Annotated in this window: 18 protein-coding genes; 6 read left to right on the top strand and 12 right to left on the bottom strand. The window is 44.7% G+C overall.

The genetic code is table 11. The annotated features are described in order from the left end of the window. Positions 1-62: 62 nt before the first annotated feature. The 4 genes from HMPREF2926_RS07925 (at position 63) to HMPREF2926_RS07905 (ending at position 4,778) form a co-directional block, all read left to right on the top strand. Entirely contained in the window at positions 63-1,070 is a 1,008-nt protein-coding gene (locus tag HMPREF2926_RS07925; RefSeq protein WP_070587222.1) for a LacI family DNA-binding transcriptional regulator, read from the top strand. An 8-nt stretch (positions 1,071-1,078) separates the two neighbouring features. Then, positions 1,079-2,020, top strand: a complete 942-nt coding sequence (gene birA / locus HMPREF2926_RS07920; protein ID WP_070587220.1) for a bifunctional biotin--[acetyl-CoA-carboxylase] ligase/biotin operon repressor BirA — start codon at positions 1,079-1,081, stop codon at positions 2,018-2,020. A 963-nt stretch (positions 2,021-2,983) separates the two neighbouring features. Further along, a complete protein-coding gene (locus tag HMPREF2926_RS07910; RefSeq protein WP_070587218.1) occupies positions 2,984-4,087 on the top strand; it encodes an ABC transporter permease in 1,104 nt (367 codons plus the stop codon). A 1-nt stretch (position 4,088) separates the two neighbouring features. Continuing rightward, a complete protein-coding gene (locus HMPREF2926_RS07905; protein ID WP_070587216.1) occupies positions 4,089-4,778 on the top strand; it encodes an ABC transporter ATP-binding protein in 690 nt (229 codons plus the stop codon). A gap of 185 nt (positions 4,779-4,963) precedes the next feature. Here the strand turns inward: HMPREF2926_RS07905 and HMPREF2926_RS07900 are convergent, their stop codons facing one another. The 9 genes from HMPREF2926_RS07900 to HMPREF2926_RS07860 form a co-directional block, all read right to left on the bottom strand. After that, on the bottom strand, positions 4,964-6,289 hold the full coding sequence (locus HMPREF2926_RS07900; protein WP_070587215.1) for a sensor histidine kinase: 1,326 nt from the start codon (positions 6,287-6,289) through the stop codon (positions 4,964-4,966). Beyond that, positions 6,286-6,939 carry a response regulator transcription factor gene (locus HMPREF2926_RS07895; RefSeq protein ID WP_003019030.1) on the bottom strand — a complete coding sequence of 218 codons (654 nt, stop codon included), beginning with the start codon at positions 6,937-6,939 and terminating at the stop codon, positions 6,286-6,288. Before HMPREF2926_RS07895 ends, HMPREF2926_RS07900 begins: the two co-directional genes overlap by 4 nt. A 72-nt stretch (positions 6,940-7,011) precedes the next feature. Beyond that, positions 7,012-8,388: an ABC transporter permease gene (locus HMPREF2926_RS07890; protein WP_070587213.1), complete on the bottom strand. Its 1,377-nt coding sequence runs from the start codon at positions 8,386-8,388 to the stop codon at positions 7,012-7,014. 12 nt (positions 8,389-8,400) lie between these two features. Further along, the gene (locus HMPREF2926_RS07885) at positions 8,401-9,042 is read right to left on the bottom strand and encodes an ABC transporter ATP-binding protein (RefSeq protein ID WP_061591156.1); all 642 of its coding nucleotides are present in this window, start codon (positions 9,040-9,042) and stop codon (positions 8,401-8,403) included. Between the two features lie 6 nt (positions 9,043-9,048). Further along, positions 9,049-10,311 carry an ABC transporter permease gene (locus tag HMPREF2926_RS07880; RefSeq protein ID WP_049506179.1) on the bottom strand — a complete coding sequence of 421 codons (1,263 nt, stop codon included), beginning with the start codon at positions 10,309-10,311 and terminating at the stop codon, positions 9,049-9,051. A gap of 181 nt (positions 10,312-10,492) precedes the next feature. Further along, positions 10,493-11,131 carry a YesL family protein gene (locus HMPREF2926_RS07875; protein ID WP_049506181.1) on the bottom strand — a complete coding sequence of 213 codons (639 nt, stop codon included), beginning with the start codon at positions 11,129-11,131 and terminating at the stop codon, positions 10,493-10,495. 104 nt (positions 11,132-11,235) lie between these two features. Beyond that, positions 11,236-12,798: a type 2 periplasmic-binding domain-containing protein gene (locus HMPREF2926_RS07870; RefSeq protein ID WP_023918475.1), complete on the bottom strand. Its 1,563-nt coding sequence runs from the start codon at positions 12,796-12,798 to the stop codon at positions 11,236-11,238. Positions 12,799-12,807: 9 nt separating this feature from the next. Then, positions 12,808-13,704 (bottom strand): carbohydrate ABC transporter permease, encoded by an 897-nt coding sequence (locus HMPREF2926_RS07865; RefSeq protein ID WP_014713543.1) that lies wholly within the window; start codon positions 13,702-13,704, stop codon positions 12,808-12,810. Positions 13,705-13,719: 15 nt separating this feature from the next. Next, positions 13,720-14,637 carry an ABC transporter permease gene (locus HMPREF2926_RS07860; protein ID WP_049488399.1) on the bottom strand — a complete coding sequence of 306 codons (918 nt, stop codon included), beginning with the start codon at positions 14,635-14,637 and terminating at the stop codon, positions 13,720-13,722. Between the two features lie 195 nt (positions 14,638-14,832). Here HMPREF2926_RS07860 and HMPREF2926_RS07855 point away from each other — a divergent pair, with 195 nt between their 5' ends. Further along, positions 14,833-16,500, top strand: a complete 1,668-nt coding sequence (locus tag HMPREF2926_RS07855) for a sensor histidine kinase (RefSeq protein WP_049488401.1) — start codon at positions 14,833-14,835, stop codon at positions 16,498-16,500. Continuing rightward, positions 16,481-18,025 carry a helix-turn-helix domain-containing protein gene (locus tag HMPREF2926_RS07850; RefSeq protein WP_049488403.1) on the top strand — a complete coding sequence of 515 codons (1,545 nt, stop codon included), beginning with the start codon at positions 16,481-16,483 and terminating at the stop codon, positions 18,023-18,025. Before HMPREF2926_RS07855 ends, HMPREF2926_RS07850 begins: the two co-directional genes overlap by 20 nt. Positions 18,026-18,068: 43 nt before the next feature. Here HMPREF2926_RS07850 and HMPREF2926_RS07845 read toward each other — a convergent pair whose 3' ends face one another. Genes HMPREF2926_RS07845 through HMPREF2926_RS07835 form a run of 3 tightly spaced genes read right to left on the bottom strand, consistent with a single transcriptional unit; the run spans position 18,069 to position 20,478 of the window. Beyond that, complete coding sequence (locus tag HMPREF2926_RS07845; protein ID WP_014713547.1) at positions 18,069-18,266, bottom strand: DUF3272 family protein; 198 nt, start codon at positions 18,264-18,266, stop codon at positions 18,069-18,071. Between the two features lie 38 nt (positions 18,267-18,304). Continuing rightward, entirely contained in the window at positions 18,305-19,981 is a 1,677-nt protein-coding gene (gene dnaX, locus HMPREF2926_RS07840; RefSeq protein WP_049488404.1) for a DNA polymerase III subunit gamma/tau, read from the bottom strand. Further along, positions 19,981-20,478 (bottom strand): GAF domain-containing protein, encoded by a 498-nt coding sequence (locus HMPREF2926_RS07835; RefSeq protein ID WP_041826548.1) that lies wholly within the window; start codon positions 20,476-20,478, stop codon positions 19,981-19,983. Before HMPREF2926_RS07835 ends, dnaX begins: the two co-directional genes overlap by 1 nt. Positions 20,479-20,557: the final 79 nt, after the last annotated feature.

Raw genomic sequence — 20,557 nt, 5'->3', positions numbered from 1 at the left:
TTTTATTTCTTTTTACTAGTTTTTAGAGTATACTGGAAGTAGAAATCAATAAAGGATGAACTATGGCAACGATTAAAGACATTGCGGAAAAAGCAGGCGTTTCTCAGGCAACGGTCTCTCGCGTCCTCAACCAGGATGCAACCTTATCGGTCGGTGAAGACACGCGCAGTCGGATTCTTCGCATCGCTGAAGACTTGCATTACCAAAAGAAAAACCGCAAAACAGGGCCTCAACCAGTTGAGGATTTTCATAAAATCGTCATCTTTGAATGGTACACGCGTGAAGAAGAATTAGATGACCTCTACTACTATGCCATTCGGATGGGGTTGGAAAAACAAGCCCAGGAATTAGGCTATGAGATCTTTCGTATCTTCAATAATGACGATTGGTCCTTGATTCAAGAGGCAGACGGCATTATCGCTCTTGGGAAATTCAGTCCCAAGACCATTCGAGATCTAGAAAGCTACGGCAAACCCCTGATCTTTGTCGATAGCAATACCCTCTATTTAGGGCATTCCTGTGTGACGACCGATCTAGAAGATTCTGTCATCACCGCTCTCGAGTATTTCCTTGAGCATGGCCACAAGGAGATCGGGCTCTTGGTCGGGCAGGAAGAGACGGCAGATGCGACACCGCTACAGATGGATCCCCGTCAACGGACCTTTCAACAGTTTCTCACGGAAAAAGGACTTTATGAGGAGCGCTTTGTCTCTGTTGGGCAATTCTCGACCGAGTCGGGTTATCAGATGATGGAGCAACTGATTCAAGCATTGGGCGACGACTTGCCAACTGCCTTTTTCATGGCCAGTGATGCCTTAGCTGTCGGAGCTCTTCGGTCCCTTCAGGAGCATCAAATCGCAGTTCCTGAGCGCGTCAGCCTCATTTCCTTCAATGATACTTCCATCGCCAAGTACGTCTTTCCTGCCCTCTCTACAGTAACCGTCTATACAGAAGAAATGGGTAAGCAAGCCATTCAAATGTTGCGACAGACCTTTCAAGGGAATCAACCAAGTGTTCCCTATATGGTCAAATTAGCTACCAAACTAACTATTCGAGACAGCAGTCGCTAGGAGGTACTATGAAAACACATGAAATCCTCTTTCAAACCCTTTCTCAGGCAGATGATTATGTCAACGGGGAGCAGCTGGCGCAAGAACTAGGCGTTTCCCGTACCTCTATCTGGAAGGCCATCCAACGACTAGAAAAAGATGGGGTCGTCATCGAGTCCCTCAAAAAGAAGGGCTACAAACTGGTCTCAGGCGATATTCTGCTTCCTGAAGTGATCGCAAAAAATACCCAATTGACTGTTTCCTTAAACGAACAATGTAGCTCCACCCAATTGGATGCCAAATTAGGCATAGAAAGCCATCAAGAAGGCAAGGCGCTCTATCTGGCCAATTCGCAGGCTGCTGGAAAAGGCCGCTTTGGTCGGGACTACTACTGTCCCGATCAAGGGGGCATCTACATGTCCCTTCATCTCAAGCCTCAACTGCCCCCTGCAGAGCTCCCTCCTTATACCCTCATGGTCGCTGGAGCCATCTACAAGGCTATTAAAAACCTGACCCTGATCGATATCGATATCAAATGGGTCAATGATATTTACTACCGCCATAAAAAAATTGGGGGAATCCTCACCGAAGCTATCACCTCGATTGAAACCGGTCTTGTCACGGATGTCATTATCGGAGTCGGTCTCAATTTAGCCATCCCTACTTTCCCAGAAGAGCTAGAAAGTAAGGCTGGTTCCTTATTTGAAGGACCTTGTCCCATCACCCGCAATGACCTCATCAGTGAGATCTGGAAAGAATTCTTCCAAACGGATGTCGATGAACTGGTCTACCTCTATAAAGAACGCTCCTTGGTCTTAGGACGAACTGTCACTTTTGAGCAGAACCAACAGACCTATCAAGGCCTTGCCAAAGACATCTCTGATACCGGCCAACTCTTGGTCCAATTAGACAATCAAGAAGAAATCTGGCTCAATAGCGGAGAAATCTCCCTCAAGCAGTGGAATCTATAAAACAGAGATCACAACTCACAAAAGAGTCTGAGACAAAACGCTGTCTCAGACTCTTTTGTGTGAAGAAATATCAAAAATTTTTAAACCAATTCTTGATAAATTCTAAGCATATATCTAGTAGGAATTTGATAAATAATAATACAATTCCAATCTTCACAAACATGTAATATTTAAATGTGGTGTCATCAAATTCACTAACAAAAATCGGAAAGGTGAGAATTTTAGATGGACTGATAAGAAAATAAAGTGAGATACAAATGGATAAAACCAGCGCTACTATAAAAATTTTTTTATGTATTTGCATTTTTTACCTTTTCCTTTCTTGGTTTACAACATTAAATACCAATCACCAATTTTATATAGCCTGATTAATTCTTTCATTCCCCTTTCTAACAGGCTATTTTATAGTTCTTACACCTTCATCATATACAAATTTCAAAATAATACAAGTCTGTTTTTCTAATTATTTTCATGACATAATAATAAAGTTTGAATATAAACAAAAAAACTCAGTAACTATTCCAACAAACTCTATAAAATTAACTTTTTAGATAGCGCCATGATATATTTAAGCTACTAAACAGTTCACTTCAGTATGTTTTTTGCCCTACTTTTTAATCATGATATTGTAAATACCTAAAAGCGCCTTCCGAAATTCAATTAAATTTCAACATTTTTAATTACTCTCAATATGAAAGTTCTTTCCAAATCCATGCAGGGGGCATCTAAATCAACAGGAAAAGCCTTGAAATCAAGGCTTTTTTTTCTTGTCTATAGCAGATTTATTTTTGTATTCATTAACAATTAATAATTGAGAATCAAATTGAACACAGTAAACAAATACGATTCCTTCATACTCTACCAAACACCATCCCCCTATTATCCCTCCACTTATGGTATGATGATAGAGTATGTTTAGGTGCCAAGCTACTTGAGCACCTCCGTGCTAAAAGGAGAACGAATATGAAAATCGCATGGAATGAAATGAAATACCAACCCAAGAAGTTTATCCTGACTGAACTCCTCATTACCATCCTCATGTTTATGGTGGTGTTCTTGTCCGGTCTGACAAATGGACTGGGGCGTTCAGTATCGGCCCAAATCGATAACTATGGGGCCCTGCACTACATCCTTTCGACGGATTCAGAAGGGATTATCCCCTTTTCAACTATTACGGCGAAGGATTTAGATGAGGTCCAAAAGATAGAGGGGATGGACTATTCGGGTTTGTCCATCCAGCGGGCAACCGTCTCAAAATCAGAGGATTCCAACACTCTGGATATCACCTACTTCGCGACCGATCACAATGAAGAAGAAATCCTCAATCCAATCATGGAAGATACAGACCTCAAGATCTCCGACTTAAAGAAAAACGAGGTCATTCTGGATAGTTCTTTCAAAGAGGACGAGGGAATCCAAGTCGGCGATCAAGTGATCGATAAAACCTCTAAGCAAAAACTCAAGGTCGTGGCCTTCGCGAAAAATGCCAAATACGGCTACAGCGAGATTGGCTTTATCAGCTCTGAAACCTACACAGGCCTGCGGCAAAAAACAGATCCAAGCTATCAATGGCAAGCCCAAACCCTTGTGACCAAGAAAAGCATCCCTTCTAGTGATCTAGCCAGCAATTTGATGGTGGCGGATAAGAAGCAGGTGATCGATAAAATCCCTGGCTACAAGGCTCAAAATCTGACGCTACGGATGATCACGTGGGTGCTCTTACTCGCTTCTTCTGCTATCCTAGGGGTCTTCTTCTATATCCTCACCCTGCAGAAGTTGAAACAGTTCGGTGTCTTGAAGGCTATTGGCATGTCCATGAGCCAGATTACCTATGTCCAACTATCCCAGCTCACCATTATCTCCCTCATCGGAGTGCTGCTGGGACTTGGCTTGGCAACCATAATGGCGCCATTTTTACCCAATAGCGTCCCTTCCTTTATGACCCTGAAGGACAATCTCACCATCTCGGTTAGCTTTATCCTGACTTCTATTTTGTGTGGTGCCTTGTCCCTTGTCAAAATAAAAAAAGTAGATCCAATCGAAGTCATTGGTGGAAATGGAGAATAAGATGGCCATTATTGCATTAGAAAATATCAGAAAATCCTACGCCGATGGTAGCCAGATGCACCATGTCCTCAACCAGCTTAATTTAAGCGTCGAACCCAACGAATTCGTCGCCATCTTGGGCCCTTCAGGATCCGGTAAATCCACTCTCTTAGCTATCGCTGGCTTGCTTTTATCAGCGGATGAGGGGCAGATTCGTATCGCTGGCCAAGACTTGACCGGCCTCAACCAAGGCCAGTGGACGCAAAAACGGCTGGAATTGCTCGGCTTTATCTTTCAAGACCACCAGCTCCTCTCCTATATGAAAATCGGTGACCAGTTAGAACTGGTGGCCAAATTAAAAGGGGAAAAGGACAAGAAAAAACGCCAAGAGGAAGTCAAAGCCTTGTTGGCAGATCTTGGCATCGAAGCTTGTTACCACCAATATCCGAATCAGATGTCCGGTGGGCAAAAACAACGGGCAGCCATTGCTCGGGCCTTCATCGGAAATCCACAGGTCATTTTAGCCGATGAACCAACGGCTAGCCTAGACCCTGATCGGGGACAAGAAATCGCCCAATTGATCCAAAATGAAGTCAAATCTAAAAACAAGAGCGCCATCATGGTGACCCATGACCGCTCCATCCTGACCTATGTGGATACCATTTATGAATTAAAACATGGCCAACTGCTAAAGGTAGAAAAGGTTGATTAAATACAAGAGAGTGAGACAGAAATCGGTCATTCGTTAGAATTCGATTTCGTCGTCCCACCTCCGCACAGTTGAGTAGGGCTGTAAAAGCTGATGAAATCAGCGTAGTAGAGCCCACTCAACCACTGCGTCTTGCTCAACAATCCAAAAATCAATTGAGAGGCTAGGACTTTTGTCCCAGCCTCTTTTTATTCTTGTGGATCTTTGGGCAACTCCATACGGAAGAGCAAGCCCATAGCCGTTTTATCAAATTGATAAGCTAGTTCTTCATGATCTAGCAAGTGTTGGACCACAAAGAGCCCTAGGCCACCTTCCTTCTTCTGGCGGCTAGCGGTCATTGGCATCTCAGCAGTCTCTACCATTTCCTGGCTGGTATTTTCAACCGCCAAGTGCGTCCCTTCCTCTTCGAGGCGGAGCTGGATCTCTCCACCGGCATCCGAATGCTTAACGGCATTACTGATGACATTTGAGAGGACCAATTTCAGAATCGCTGGGTCCATATAGACTGCTTTGTCAGGGATCTGATTATCAATCGTGAGCGCGCGGGATTGAGCCAAGACCTTGTACTGGTCGAGGATCTGCTCTACGACCTGATCCAGCTGGATCAACTCCTTGTCTCCGGCCAATTCTTGGACAGAGGACAGGGATAGGATTTCCAGGACGATCTGGTTCATCTCATCAACGATATCGAGGGAGACCGACAGGTAGCGGTCCCGGTCCTTGTAGCGACCGATCTTATCCCGCATATTTTCTAGGATAATCTTCAAGCTGGCTAGCGGCGTCTTGAGCTCATGTGAGGCCCCCCGTAGGAATTCGACCTTCATCTGCTCCAACTTCAGATTTTCCTGTTTCTGCTGCTCTAGATTGTCGATCACCTCTAGGAGATGGTGATAAAGGTCGTTGATCTGTTGCTTGAGGACGCCGATCTCATCCTGCGAATGAATGGGAAGACTGGCTGTCCGATCCAAGCGCTTCATCCGCTTGGTCATCTGCTTGATCTCCAGGATCGGAGCAGAAATCAGGCGGGCATAGAGATAGGAAGCAATCAGAGACAGGACAAAGGAAGCAAGAAGACTATAGGGAAGAAAGCCCAGACTGATGTCTCGCGCTTCCTTTTGGGAATCGACAGTTGCTAAGAATTGCAAGGTCAAGTCCTTCCCCTCTTTGGTATGGATCTTTCGCTCTTCAATGACCAGAGAATTGTTCTGGCTGTCAGGGTTCACGAGCAGATCATCCTTGACCTCTAGGGCATTTTGTTTTTCCTTGCCCTTGATCGAGACCTTGATATCATTGGTCTTAGAATAAAGGTCGATGACCGACTCAATGGTCCCTTCTTCCTGGCCCTGGAAACTCTTGGCCAGGGCCTGTGATTTCTTCAAAATCGTCTGGCGCTGGGACTCGATATAGGTCGATGGGAAAATAAAGTAAACCGAAGCATGTAGAAGGATGACTAAGCCACTAAAAAGGGCAAAGGTGATCAGAAAGATCTTTGCAAAGATACTCCGTTCGGTCATGGTCTCTCCAATTTATAGCCGACATTGCGTACCGTAACGATACAGTCCAGCTCTAGTTTTTTTCGTAGTTCCTTGATATAGACATCAATCACCCGGTCAAAAGGAATTTCCTCTGTCTCCTTCCAGACGGCATCGAGGATCTGAGAGCGAGTCCGGGCCTTGCCTTCATGCTGGAGCAAGTATTCCAAGATTTCCAACTCCTTGGCATTCATGGAGATAGCTTGACCAGCTAGGCTGGCTGTATAGCTCTCAAAATCCACTCGTGCCTCTCCATAGGTGAAGACCCGGGAAGGCTGAAGCTTTTTAAAAATAGCTTCGATACGGACCTTCAAGAGGGACAAGGAGAAGGGTTTTTCCAGGTAGCCGTCCGCCAACTCTCCAAAGGCCGTCAACTTATAGTCTTCATCATGGAAGGCTGTCAGCATGAGGACAGGAACCGAGCTGGTCTTCCGGATAGTCTTGAGCACTTCCAAGCCATTGAGAATAGGGAGCTGGATATCCAGCAAGACCAGATCCGGCGCTTCTCTGTGAAAGAGCTCCAGGGCCTCCTGCCCATCTCCTGCTTCAAAGACTTCATAACCACATTCCATGAGATAGTCGCTCATCCCTTCGCGAATCAGGACTTCATCTTCTACGATTAGTATCTTCATACACTTTCCTTTTATCTAAGAAACTTCTTCTACCTCCTATTATACCCTATTTCTATTTTAGGAAACAATCTCTTATTCGACATCCACCAAGAGATCTTTTGGTTTCTTATGCAAGAGCCATTGTGAAGAAAGAATGGATACCAGAATCAAGAGGAGGCCACCAACCAAAACAATCACCAACAATTGGCTCGGTTGGATGTCCATATGGAGGTCTGTCAGGGTCTTACTGAAGCTTTCTGCCTCAGCTCCACCACCAAGGTTGGCTGCAGAGGATTCTTGAGCCATTTGTTTGGCAATGCCACTGGTTACGTTCTTAAGCACCGTATCTCCCACTGCTTTGGCAAGAAGTCCTGCAACTCCATAGGAGAGGAGGAAGGCGGGGATGGAAATCATGACCAATTCTGCCACGAATTGTCCCGCAATCTGTACCTTGGAGAGTCCCAAAGCCAGCAAGATACCCACTTCTCTGCGACGGGCATTGAGCCACAGTACGAGGAGAAGGGTAATAAGCAAGCTAGCAAAGATGAGGCTACCGATAAACAAGTAGTCCGCCACTTGGAACATGCTGCTGATGGAATTTTGCAAGGCTGGGTAGTTGGAAGAGCTCTTAACCAGGTCATAGAGGTTCCAGTCGATATCGAGTGCTTTGATTTTTTCGATCAAGGCATCTAGGTCCTGATCCCCTTTGGCAAAGAAGGTCGCATCCTCATAGGTAGCTGTTTGGACAGTATTACCATAGAGCTTGGCAGCTGTATCTAGGTCAGAAATGAGCGTATCTTCATACAATTCTTGAGCGTAAGTTAGAGGAGCTTGGTTCTTCCCTGAGAACAGACCCTTAATGGTCACTTCGACAGTTTCATTGGCCCCTTTTTCATTGTCAGCATCGTAGAGATTGGACTTGAGACGCACCTTATCGCCTACCTTGAGGCCATTCTTTTTCGCCAAATCTTCATGCATGAGGATTTGGTTTTTATCATTGTCTGTCAGATGCTCCCCTTGGACCAGCTTGTAGGCTCCAGAGACAAATTTATCTTCTTTTGAAGAGTCATTGACCCCCGTCACCATCAAGGTATTCTTGAAGTATTTTGCCCGCTCTGGAGATTGATTTTGCAGGGTTTCTTCGGTCTCAATGATCTCGTGATCTAGGATATCTGCGATGGCATTGATCCGCTTGATGGAGGAGGTGATCCCCTCTACCTGGCTGATTTTTTCGATATCTTCTCCTCTGAGATTCCCAGCTCCCCGAGGGGTTCCCGGATTGGTCCTGCGGTTGATCTGCATGGAGAAGCTATTGGTGATGGATCCCAGGCTTTCCGATGAAGCTTTTTGGGTCGCTCCCTTCATAGAGAGTCCGATCAAGCTCAAGGTCCCCATGAGGAGAATGATGGCAAAGAGCAAGAGAGACTTGGGCCATTTACGTGTGATATAAGCAAAAGCATTTCGCAACATAGCATTCCCTCCTTACTTGCTCTTCTCAACAAGGCTACGGCGACTCAATTCCAAGACCACATCGGAGGCCTCTGCCACTTCCTTACTGTGGGTGACGACAATGACACATTTTTGGCGTTCCTTGGCCAACTTCTTCAAAATGGCAATAATGTCACCTGCTGTCTGTTCGTCAAGGTTTCCTGTCGGTTCATCCGCCAAGATGACAGGTGCTTCTGAAACGAGCGCACGCGCAATGGCCACCCGCTGTTGCTGCCCTCCAGATAGTTGCAGGACATTGCGTTTGATTTGCGTTTCGTCCAATCCCAACTCCAAGAGAATGTCTTTCCCAGCTTGTTTGTTGACCAGGCGGACATTTTCCAGTGGCGTCAAATAATCGATTAGATTGTAATTCTGAAAGACCAGGGAGACATGGTGCTTGCGGTGGTAGCTAGACCCTTTGGTCTGGATGTCCTCTCCATCAAAGAGAACCTGCCCCTTCTTGGGATTATCCAGTCCAGCCAAAAGGGAGAGGAGGGTCGATTTCCCTGCTCCAGACTGACCGATAATGCTGTAAAATGTCCCATTTGCGAACTGATAGTTCACGTCTGAGAAGATCTCTTCTTGGTAGCTTTGGTAACTATAGGATACATGTTTGAGTTCTAACATAGGTGTCATTTCTCCTTAACTCATTTTTGTTAATATTTCTTTTGGACTCTTGCGCCAGATCATGCTGGTCGTTACACCGAGCGACAGAAGGATCAAGCACAAGAGGCTAGCATAGGCGATTCCTAAGGAAAGGCCTTGAGGGACTTGGTTGAGCAATTCTAGGGTTTGCTGTTGACCGGTCTGTCCGACAAACTGCTCTAAGAAACGATGGCTGACCATCCGCCCGATGAGAAAGGCTGGGATCACTGCTAGTAAGGATACCAGCACCACTTCCAAGAGGAACTGTCTAAAGATCCGGCCCTTGCTCTTCCCAATGGATAAGAGGACGCCGATTTCATGAATCCGCTCTCGTGTCCAGAGACTGAGTAAGAGCGATAGGGCACCTGCTCCCGTCACCAGGAGGACGATCATCATGATCCGCACCAGGCCTTCTAGGGTCTGAGAGGATTCCTTCATCTGGTCAAAGGCCTTGCGATCTTCGACCACGCGTAGCGATTGCCAATCCAGATCCAAGCTTTTGACTTGCTTCAAGAGGGCATCGATTTTCTCAGGATCTTTGACCCCAAAGGTGACCTGGGTCACTTCTTGCTGACTGAGACCAAGAAGCTTGGTCGCATCCTCATAAGAAAGGTAGACTTGGTTTTCACTCAAATCAGAGGTCATTCCTGTGAATTTTTCCTGTTTCTTACCCGAAAAGATCCCAACGATTTTAAAGGTTTGCTCTTTGGCAGGAGTCTCTCCCATCTGAAAGCTGGATAAGGTCAAGGAATCTCCGACCTTTAGCTTATTCTTCTTAGCCAACTCTTGGTGAATCAAGATCTGCCCGCGAGCCTTGTCGGATAAGTGCTTGCCTTGCACCAGTTGAAAACTGCCACTGCGGAAATCTAGGTGCTGGTCTGTCTTCTGGGTAAAAACAGCGCCTAGCGCTTGCTTGGCTTCCTGACCCAAATCATCCCGCTCTACCGACTGCTGCCCAGTCACCGCTTCTTTACCAAGAATACGAACGGGACTTTCATATTGAGGAACCATGGCTCCCACCCCAGCTAGCTGCTGCACCTTTTTAGCCTCCTTTAGAGGAAAGGGAGTAGCCCCCTGCTTACTGGTCAGGGCAAAGCTGGTCCCAGCCGACTGCTTGATATGTTCCTCTAACCTTCCTCCCACTTGCATCAGTGAAAAACAGAAATACAAGCAAGAAAGGATCAAAAGGAGAATCAGAAAGAGAACCAGATTCCTCGTTCTTTTTCGAGAAATATAGGCGATTGCCTGTTGTAAGAGCATGATCTTACCCTCCATTTCAAGGTCCATAGCAATGCAATGTGGACGCTTTCATCATTTGTTATAGTTATTATAGAAAAGAAATGTGAAATGTTTATGAAATAGAAAAAGTTTCCTAGATTTTCTAGGAAACTTTATTCGATTTAAATAATATTAGGAAAATATGCGTCCCACTTGCTTGACCTTATTTTTCAAAGACTCCTCCTTCTTGGATCTTTGAAAAGATCTGATCGGTCAGTCGAACATTTAAGAAGCTCCACAAGGCGAAACCACCAAAGGTAAAGAGATAAATAGCTGTCAGTAACCGTTCCGGACTACTAAGACTGATATAAACTACTGCCAGATTGAAGAAGACAAGAAAGATGGTTTGAATAGGATTTAAGAGAGCAATGAGGAAACTATTCAGACAGACCTTTCTTGTAGGGTCTTCAAAGAGGCCGATATAAGGGAAGATCAAGGTCATCCCTCCACATAGAAGGACGAAAAAGGGAAGCAAGATCCAAATTCCATACTCACTTAAGAAGGCCGTATTTGAAAAAAGACAGTAATCCAGATAAAGAAGGGCTGATAGTCCTAGACAAGTCAGCCAAATCACCGTCGCTTGCTTGAAATTGGTGCGAAAGAGACGGAAAAAATGAAAGACGAGATCCGTATCTTCCCCTTTCAACAAGCGGTGCCACATGGTTGCTAAAGCCGTAAGCGACGCACCGATCGTGAGAACCGGAAGGCAGCAAACGATAAACAAGGTGTTCAAGATAATGATGTCTGTCAACCGGGTCAAGATCTTGACCAAGCGTCCATCCAATGAAAATAATTTTTGCATCTTCTTCTCCTTGTGCTTCATCTCAATTTCTGCTACTTCCTCTAGGGAAGCACTCAGGGGCCTTAGGCCCCTGAGTTACTTACTTGAATCCATTTAGACCCCTGTTACTTCACTTCTTTTTGGTAACGATCATAGGCATCCTGTTGAATCTTCATAAAGTCATCAATGCCCATCTTCTTCAAGGTTGCTTTGTAATCATCCCATTCTTTTTCGATGCCCCCTTCTACTACCCATTTAGAAGCTTGTTGGGTAACATAAGAGTTGATATCTACATAAATAGAGGATAATTTGTTTAATTCTTCTTGAGAGTAGATGACATTTGGATATGCTGGCAAAGCGTATTGTTTCAATTCTTTGTCCATCTTCAATTTGAGGCCATCACCCTGTGTTTGGTCGATGTCGACATGACTATTGATATCATCTGACACATATTTTGGTCCAAAGTCACGAAGGGAATTGATCCAAGCCCATTCATCGGCAGATTTACCATCTTTTGGAGCCAAGACCTTGTACTTATCGCCATCTTTTTCAGTCGCAATGCCAAAGGATCCATAGAAGTTTTGGATACTGGCATCATCCGTGTAGAATTTATCCAACCATTTGAGCAATTTTGCAGGGTCCTTGCACTTATTCGTGATCAGGATTTCATTGCGTCCATAGTTCAAATGATCTGGGTCAGAAATGACATATTGTTTGCCATCAGGGCCTTTTAATGCTGGGAGAGGAGCATATTCGCTGGCATGTTGGCCAAAGGTTGCATCTGCTGTCCAACCACTTGATACACCGACACGTGCCACTCCCTTGTCCATCCGTTTGGCAACAGACATAGAGGTATCTTCTGTAAAGAGTTCAGGGTCGATCAAGCCTTTCTTGTAGGCTTCATGCATCGCCGCTATCCCTTGTTTATAACTTTCTTCTGTTCGTAGATAGACCGGCTTGCCATCTTTGACGGACATTTCATAGGTATTATCTCCACCCAGACGGTTGTTGAATGGCAAGATATAAGAGAAGGTCGGATCAAAGTTACCAGAGCCAAATGGAATTTCATCATTGACATCCCCATTGCCATTGGCATCTTTGTCCTTGAAGGCTTGTAAAACAGTCACCAATTCATCATAGGTTTCCGGCATCTTCAAGCCAAGGTTGTCCAACCATTTCTTATTAATAAAGAGCTGATTGCCGACGATTGGCCGCATTGGCAATTTCTTAGGCAGGCTGTAAATATGACCATCTGGGTTGGTCACCATGGCTTTTAATTTCGGTTCTTTTTCAAAGGCCTTGTTCAAGTTTGGCATATTATCCTTGATCAAGTCTTCCAATGGAATGAACATGTTTTGGTTCTGAGCGATTTCAGAATCCGTGAAGGCATTGGATCCCAAGAATGCGTCTGGTAAATCTCCACTGGCTACAAGGACAGATTTCTTATCCGACCAGTCTGCAGCCACCATGGTATCCCATTTGATCTTGATACCTGATTCCTTGGCTGAATCATCTAGAAAACCTTTGTGATAGTCTTCCCCCCAATCCGACCAACGAACGGTCGTGATCTTGAAGGTATTTCCATCATTCTTGTCATTGCTTGATTTATTTGTGGAAGCTCCACAAGCCGTCAAGCCAGCTAAAGCAGCTGCTCCAAGGAGCAGATAGGCAAATTTCCTGTTTTTCATGATCTTCTCCTATTCTTTCAAGGCACCTATCATGACACCTTGATTAAAGTATTTTTGGACGAATGGATACAGCATCATAATCGGTGCTGTTGAGATAACGATGGCTGCATATTTCATCATATCAGCCTTAATACGGAGGTCAGAAGCTACCTCCCCTGTTGCTTGCGATTGCAACATTTGATTACTAATTAAGAGACGGCGCAGGATCAGTTGTAGAGGTTGGAGATTTTCATTTGTCAAATAAATCAAGGCATTGAACCAAGAATTCCAGATCCCTACTGCTGTCCAAAGTCCAATAACGGCAATAATAGCCTTGGACAAGGGGAGCACGATCTTTCTGAAGTAATGAATGGTTCCGCACCCATCTATCTGGGCGGCTTCCCACATCCCTTCTGGAATACTATTGTTAAAGAAAGTTCGAGCTACAACGATATTGTAAGGAGATACTGCAAACGGTACGACCATTACCCAGAAGGTGTCGACCAAGCCCAATTGTTTCACTGTCAAATAAATGGGAATCAAGCCCCCAGAGACAAACATGGGAACGATAAAGAAGACACTGACCCATTTCTTAGCAAAGAGGTCCTTTCGCGACAAGGCGTAACCAGCCGGGATATTAATGACCAGGGCAACGATGGTCCCTACAACCGTGTAGAGGATGGTGTTGAGATAGCTCTTTAGAAACAAAGGCTGCTCAATCAAGCGTTGATAGCCGTCTAGTCGCCATTCCCTCGGGATAAACCACACCTTACCAGTTGCCACATCAGACGGATTACTAAAGGAGGCAATAATGACAAACCACAAAGGGTAGACAATCAACAGAATCAAGCAAATCGCTAGACCATAGATAAAAATATCAAAGAGGATTTCTGACTTGGTCTTTCTCGCATGTTGAAATAATTTCACAATTTCTCCTCCTTCCTAGAACAATCCTGTCTTGGTATAGCGTTTCGCAAACCAGTTGACCGACAGTAAGATGATCAAGTTGACCAAGGTATTAAAGAGACCGATCGCTGTCGAGTAACTATATTGAAAATTAATCATCCCCACTTTGTAGACATAGGTCGAAATGATTTCACTTCCTGCCAGATTGAGTGGATTTTGCAAGAGCAAGACCTTTTCAAAACCAACACTGAGTAGACTTCCTGCTCTGAGAATCAGGAGAATCATCGCCGTTGGTAACAGTAAGGGTAAGTCAATATGACGGATCTTTTGCAATCGACTCGCTCCGTCCATAGTCGCTGCTTCATAAAAAGTCGGATCAATGGCTGATAAAGCGGCTAGATAGATGATACTATCCCAACCGATATGTTGCCAGACATCACTCCAGACATAGACACCCGCAAAGCTACCTGGTTTAGATAAGAGGGCAGGCATCTTTAAGCCGACTAATTTGAGGACATTGGCTAACAGTCCACTACTTGGAGAGAGAAAGAGAATAATCATCCCACACATGACCATGGTCGAGATAAAATGAGGCAAATAAGTCGTTACTTGAAAGATTTTTTTGAACTTGCCCACACGAATCTGGTTGCAAATGATGGCTAGAACAATCGGCAAGGGAAAACCAACCAGAATACTGTAAATAGAAATTTTCAAGGTATTCTTCATGGTTGTCGCAAACTGGAAGGATGAGAAGAACTGGTTAAAATACTTGAGACCAGCCCAAGGACTTCCAAATATCCCAGTAGCGGGAGAGTAATCTTTAAAAGCGATGACTAGACCTGCCATAGGGATATAGGCAAATAAAAGCAATAAAATAATCGATGGTAGGAGCAGCACATATAAAGGAATATTTTTCTTAAATTTACTCTGCTTCGCATTTACTTCACTTTTCATAAGGCCCTCCTTTTCTTTCTCCTCTATTTTATAGGAATCCTTTCCATCTTTATAGAACTTTTTCGTGCATCTTCATTCACTTTTCCGTTTTCACCACACAAAAACATGCACTTTCCCGATTTTTTTTACTTTACTATCGGTTTTGTCCATGAATCCGTTTTCAAATAGTGCTATAATATATGTGAGGTGCTCATTATGAAAGCTATTCACAGAAGTACACGAGATCACTCGATTCAATTTTTTTCGCGCCTACTCTTTCTCCTCTTAGTCGTCAATACCTTGATCAACCTTTTGATTGGTGGGATTAGCCGAAATTTTATTAAACACCAAAATATGCTCCATTTAGAAGACTCAATTCATATTTATGCGGATTCCTTAAATACAGAGCTTCACTCCGTTGAGCGTTTTATGTACAGTACTATTAGCCACAATGACTATTTGACAGAGCTCAATACCCCGCTTGATTTCACGGATTTTCATGAAAATCTAAAAAAATTGCGAATCGATTTCACGGAGTTTCAGTACCAGATGGATAGCCCCATTACCTTTTTCATAGAGACAAGAGATATCCCTCATTTTATCAATGCCTCCAGTCTTCAACTGCCTTACCTGGACTATGTACAATTGAAAGATCATCTTAAAACCTATGACAAAGAAACAGACAAGACCAGTCAAAAATGGCAACGAATCAGTCTGAACCAGCATGATTATCTCTTGAAATCTCTCCATTACAAGGGAAAGTCTATCTATGCCATCATTTCTACCCAGGATATTTTAAAACCCTTGCAAAAGCTCAATATTGGGAAAAAAGGACGCTTATCCATCGATCGTCCCAACCAGATCCATGCTACAGATTCCGTCATTCAAGCCGATAGCAATCAAACCCATCTGCCTTTTGATCTGTATGTGACGGTCGATTACGGGGACGTTTTCCGTACAAATATCGTACTGGAAACCCTTCTCTCCTTGGTCCCTTTGATCATCGCCGTTCTCTCTACCATTCTGATCCTTTATATTCGTCAACGGATGATCCAACCGATGAAACGACTCACCCAGCGTCTTTCTCAGCTAGATGCCGCTTCTACCAAGCTAGATGTGATCGAAGACCAAGGGATCTTAGAGATCGATCAGGCCAATCACAAGCTCAATCAGGTCCTAATCCATATGAAGGACCTCCAAATTCGAGCCTACCACGCGCAACTCAACCTCAAAAAGGTCGAACTCAATTACCTCAAAAATCAAGTCCGACCCCATTTTTACCTCAACATGCTCTCCATGATTCACAGCATGCTCCAAACCAAGGACTATAAAGAAATCGAGGAGTTGACCAAGGTGACTTCCAACTACTTGCGTCACCTCTTTCAAGCCAACCAAGATTTCAATCGCTTAGCAGATGAAATCCAACATATCCGAAATTACCTAGAGATCCAGAAAATCCGCTATGGGGACAGCATCCACTTTGACCTGGACTGGGATCCTGGTCTGAAAGATGCGGCCATCCCCCCTCTGCTTTTACAAACCTTTGTGGAAAATGCCATCAAACACGGCTTTTCTTTCCAAGATTTCTTCCACATCCAGCTTGCCATTCATGAAGAAGCAAACCAACAGCTTGCCATTTCCCTTCAGGATAACGGTCCTGGTTTTAGCTCCGCTATCTTACAAGATCTAGTAGAAAAGAAATCCTTAGTCACAGAAGATGGCCACCACATTGGTTTGACCAATGCACGAGAGCGACTAGATCTCCTCTATCCAGATCACTACACGCTTCAATTTTCAAATGGATCCCAAGGAGGTGCCCACATCCAACTGAGCCTTCCTTATGAACCCTACAAAGGAGACACACATGAATATCCTACTCGTTGACGATGATCGTTTTATCATTAAAGCCCTGCAGGAAACCATCCATTGGGAAGCCTTGGGCATTGAGCAGGTATATACCGCCTCCAGTCTGAGCCAAGCCCAAGCCATCATTCAAAGCCACCCAATCGCCCTCATGATCAGTGATATAGAGATGCCACAAGGCAGTGGGCTAGATCTCCTAGCTTGGGTCCGGTCAGAAAAATATGACATTCAAACGATCTTCCTCACCAATTATGCTGATTTCAATTATGCCCAAAAAGCCATTGAACTCCAAAGTTTTGAATACTACCTCAAACCGATTGACCCCGAACGCTTAGAATTTATCATTCAAAAAGCCCTCAATAAGATAAAGCGCCACAAGAGTGCGACCCAATTAGCCCAGCAAGGGCAAAAAGAAGCTGAATTTTGGCATGACTACTTGCGAAAACCGCGTCCATCTCAAGCAGAACTGCTCCTTCAAGAAGTAACAAAACGAGGCTATAGCCCCAAACCACATGAAGACTACCTCTTAGTCCTCATCACTCTCCACTTAGTTGAAGAAGACTTTCACCCCAGCGTCCCTTCTTGGCGCTTGCAGCTCCGCCATTGTATCAAGGATCTCTCCCTAGATTTTCCAGTCCACTACTGCGCCCTCAGTAAAATCGAAAGCCAGACCGATCGCTACCTCTGCCTCTTCAAAAAGAATCAGACTACAGAGTGTGCAGACTTCCTAAAGGCTATCCAGCAGAAGATCCAGCAAGACTTAGACCGATCCTCTATCCTTCTCTATTCAGATGCCATTTCCCTTGAGACGCTCTTGATGAAGGCTCTGCAACTCTGCCAATACAGTGAAGAACAAGTTTTCCATTGGAACAGTATCCACTCCTACACTTCCTCAAATCCAGCACCTCAAAAGCCCGCTCATCGAATATCGCTTGCTTTTACAAATCAACTAGAGACAGAACAGCTTCTCCAAATCATCCATAGCTTAGAGAATCAAGATCGCATTCCGCTCTCAGCTCTTAGTGAACTCCAGCTAGACTGGACCCAGCAAATTGGGATTTATCTGGATAAGAACGGCATTCTCGCCCACAAGTTATTTCAAAACAAACACCATCAATTTCTCTTCGAACGGCGGTTTCATGCCATCGAAGCATTTGAAGCCTATATTGGGGATTACTGGAGCTCTGCTCGCCATTATGTGATCGATCTAGAACACCAATCCAATCTCATCCAGCGGATCATTGACTACATCGATCACCATTACAAGGAGGATATCAGTCGCACTAAGTTGGCCGAAATGGTTTTTCTTAGTCCAGACCATCTAGCACGGATGTTTAAGCGCGATACCGGCGAAACCCTGGTGAAATACATCACCGATAAACGGATGGCCGCCGCAAAAGAGATGCTATCGCAAAGCAATACCCCCATTTACCAAGTCGCCCTCCAGGTGGGCTACGACAACTACTCTTACTTTACAAAGGCTTTTAAACAAAAGGTCGGCCTCTCCCCAGGAGATTACCGCAAACAATGCCAAAAAGCCTTTTAAAACAAGAAAAAAACCTTTGAAAAAGAATTTCTTTTCAAAGGTTTCATTTTCTTTTCTTCTTAATTTCTTTTTCAATGGCACTAGCAATCTTCTCCACCATATAGGCCATCTGGAGATTGCGCAAGATCAAGAGAGCCCAAAAACATGCAAAGAGCATTTGACCCGCCATGGTCGCTTCATTGAAAAAATATGTCTCCATAGCAGTAAAGACTGCTATCACTGCAAATTGTTTTCTATTCATAAAATTATTTTACCATGATTCAGTAAAAAATTCATGTATTAATCGTCTTGCAGGGTGATTTTATCGGATAAAAAGTGAAATTCCTCAGGGATGACACTTTCCTCTTCTTCCACCACTTCGGCTTTTTGTCCACGCGCCTTAGCCGAAAACTCTGCCCGAATTTGGGTCCATTCTTCCATCGAAACAGCTAAAATTTCTGGCGAGAAGCCAGCAGCATTGCTGAGGATATTTCCAAACATGGTATTGAGGTTGTCCCGCTTCATGGTCTGTTCGGCATTAAAGGCAGACTCAAAGGCTAAAATAGCGTGATTTTCATTGGCAGCTACTGGCTGGGATCCGATTAAGAGAGCCTTATCCGCACCTGCCAAACTTTCGATGATTTCCCCCCAAGCGTTCTGAAGACGGATCAAGTTGGTCCGTGCCAACTCTGGGTTTTCGACCGCCTCTTGCAAAATCGCGTTGACCTTGTTTCGATCTGCACGGTAGCCCTTGCTCGACTTGGTTGGACGAGCTACTGTCGGTTTTGAAGCAGGAAGACTGCTACCTGATTGCGCTAACTGTTGCTTGAGTTGAGCGACTTCCTTCTTCAAGTCTTCCAGCTGAGCTAGCACATTGGAAGGAACCTCCACAGCAGCTGAGTTAGAAACTTGGCCTGTGCTTTCAGCCAATTTAATGGTCATCATTTCAGTATAGATACGCGGTTGCAGACTATTTTTGATATCCGCTAGACTGGTCGTCGCCTGGTCAATCAGGGCAAAAAGACGGGCTTGATCAGCTTCCAGATTCGCCACAAACAAGTCACTAGCGTGAGTATTTTCTCCGCCTGTCTGGACAATCAGGAGATCTCTCAGATATTGAAGTAAGTCCGTGACGAAACGGGCCATATTCTTCCCATTATCAAAGATAATCGCCAGCTGATCCAGCGCTGCTGTCGCATCATGAGCCAGAATGGCAGCCACGTACTGATCGAGCGCAGCTAGGCTGATGGAGCCAGTAATCTCTTCAGCGATTGCTGTCGTCAACTCACTACCCGCAGTCAGACTCAGGGCTTGGTCCAAAATGGACAAGGCATCCCGCATCCCACCTTCAGCGCGCCGGGCGATGATTTGCACAGCATCTGCTTCATAGGCAATCCCTTCTGTAGCTAGGATGCTTTCCAAATGGTGAACGATATCCGGTAGTTTGATGGATTTGAATTCAAAGCGTTGCACCCGTGACAGAATAGTAGCTGGAATCTTGTGCAACTCCGTTGTTGCAAGGATAAAGACCACGTTTTCCGTTGGCTCTTCCAGCGTCTTCAACAAGGCATTAAAGGCCCCTGTTGAGAGCATATGGACCTCATCGATAATGTAGACCTTATGCTTAGCTAGACTTGGAGCATAGGTCGACTTGTCGCGAATATCGCGAATTTCATCGACCCCATTGTTGGAGGCTGCATCGATCTCGATAACATCTTCTAGACTCCCATTGGTGATGGATTCACAAATATAGCAGTCGTTACACGGCTCCCCATTGACTTGATTAGGACAGTTCATAGCCTTAGCAAAGATCTTGGCCACACTGGTTTTCCCAGTACCACGAGGACCCGAAAAGAGATAGGCATGGCTGATCTTCTCCTGCTCGACGGCCTGTCTCAATGTCCGTGCCACCACTTGCTGGCCGACCAATTGGCCAAAGGTCTGGCTACGGTATTTCCGATATAAAGCTTGATACATTAGTTCTTAACTCCAAACATCTTAAAGTCCCAGTTTGTCTTATCGATCAAGAGAGCGACAAACTTTTCCAAATACTCTTGATCCAGCTGATCATAGTCAGAGACACACTCTGAATCTAGATCTAAAACCCCAAGGAGCTGACCGTCCTTGACCATAGGCACCACAATCTCACTCATAGCCCGGCTATCACAGGAAATATAATTAGCGTGTTGGCGCACATCATCGACAATGATGGTTTCCTGCTTTTGAGCTGCTTCTCCACAGACACCCTTTCCAAGAGCGATATGGACACAAGAAACACCTCCCTGAAAAGGTCCCAAGATCAATTCCGTTTGATCATACAAATAAAAACCTGCAAAGACCGAACGTGGCAGGGCTTGATTTAAGAGAGCACTGGCATTGGACAGATTAGCCAAGGCATTGGTTTCTCCCATTAAGAGAGCATCTAATTGAGCCAGCAAGAGCTGGTATTGTGATTCTTTTTCCGAATGTTTCATACCTTCCATTATACCAAATCTTTGCCCAAAAATTAAGCTTCAAACAACGAAAGAAAAGAGAGTGGGACAGAAATCGGTA

It is taken from the genome of Streptococcus sp. HMSC078D09 (assembly GCF_001813675.1).
GTDB lineage: Bacteria > Bacillota > Bacilli > Lactobacillales > Streptococcaceae > Streptococcus.
This window is presented reverse-complemented; position numbering and strand designations above follow the sequence as displayed.

Bases quoted from the DNA above. Each gene is read 5' to 3' on its own strand.
- HMPREF2926_RS07925 (WP_070587222.1), top strand. From the start codon at position 63: ATGGCAACGATTAAAGACATTGCGGAAAAAGCAGGCGTTTCTCAGGCA.
- birA (WP_070587220.1), top strand. From the start codon at position 1,079: ATGAAAACACATGAAATCCTCTTTCAAACCCTTTCTCAGGCAGATGAT.
- HMPREF2926_RS07910 (WP_070587218.1), top strand. From the start codon at position 2,984: ATGAAAATCGCATGGAATGAAATGAAATACCAACCCAAGAAGTTTATC.
- HMPREF2926_RS07905 (WP_070587216.1), top strand. From the start codon at position 4,089: ATGGCCATTATTGCATTAGAAAATATCAGAAAATCCTACGCCGATGGT.
- HMPREF2926_RS07900 (WP_070587215.1), bottom strand. From the start codon at position 6,289: ATGACCGAACGGAGTATCTTTGCAAAGATCTTTCTGATCACCTTTGCC.
- HMPREF2926_RS07895 (WP_003019030.1), bottom strand. From the start codon at position 6,939: ATGAAGATACTAATCGTAGAAGATGAAGTCCTGATTCGCGAAGGGATG.
- HMPREF2926_RS07890 (WP_070587213.1), bottom strand. From the start codon at position 8,388: ATGTTGCGAAATGCTTTTGCTTATATCACACGTAAATGGCCCAAGTCT.
- HMPREF2926_RS07885 (WP_061591156.1), bottom strand. From the start codon at position 9,042: ATGACACCTATGTTAGAACTCAAACATGTATCCTATAGTTACCAAAGC.
- HMPREF2926_RS07880 (WP_049506179.1), bottom strand. From the start codon at position 10,311: ATGCTCTTACAACAGGCAATCGCCTATATTTCTCGAAAAAGAACGAGG.
- HMPREF2926_RS07875 (WP_049506181.1), bottom strand. From the start codon at position 11,131: ATGCAAAAATTATTTTCATTGGATGGACGCTTGGTCAAGATCTTGACC.
- HMPREF2926_RS07870 (WP_023918475.1), bottom strand. From the start codon at position 12,798: ATGAAAAACAGGAAATTTGCCTATCTGCTCCTTGGAGCAGCTGCTTTA.
- HMPREF2926_RS07860 (WP_049488399.1), bottom strand. From the start codon at position 14,637: ATGAAAAGTGAAGTAAATGCGAAGCAGAGTAAATTTAAGAAAAATATT.
- HMPREF2926_RS07855 (WP_049488401.1), top strand. From the start codon at position 14,833: ATGAAAGCTATTCACAGAAGTACACGAGATCACTCGATTCAATTTTTT.
- HMPREF2926_RS07850 (WP_049488403.1), top strand. From the start codon at position 16,481: ATGAATATCCTACTCGTTGACGATGATCGTTTTATCATTAAAGCCCTG.
- HMPREF2926_RS07845 (WP_014713547.1), bottom strand. From the start codon at position 18,266: ATGAATAGAAAACAATTTGCAGTGATAGCAGTCTTTACTGCTATGGAG.
- dnaX (WP_049488404.1), bottom strand. From the start codon at position 19,981: ATGTATCAAGCTTTATATCGGAAATACCGTAGCCAGACCTTTGGCCAA.
- HMPREF2926_RS07835 (WP_041826548.1), bottom strand. From the start codon at position 20,478: ATGAAACATTCGGAAAAAGAATCACAATACCAGCTCTTGCTGGCTCAA.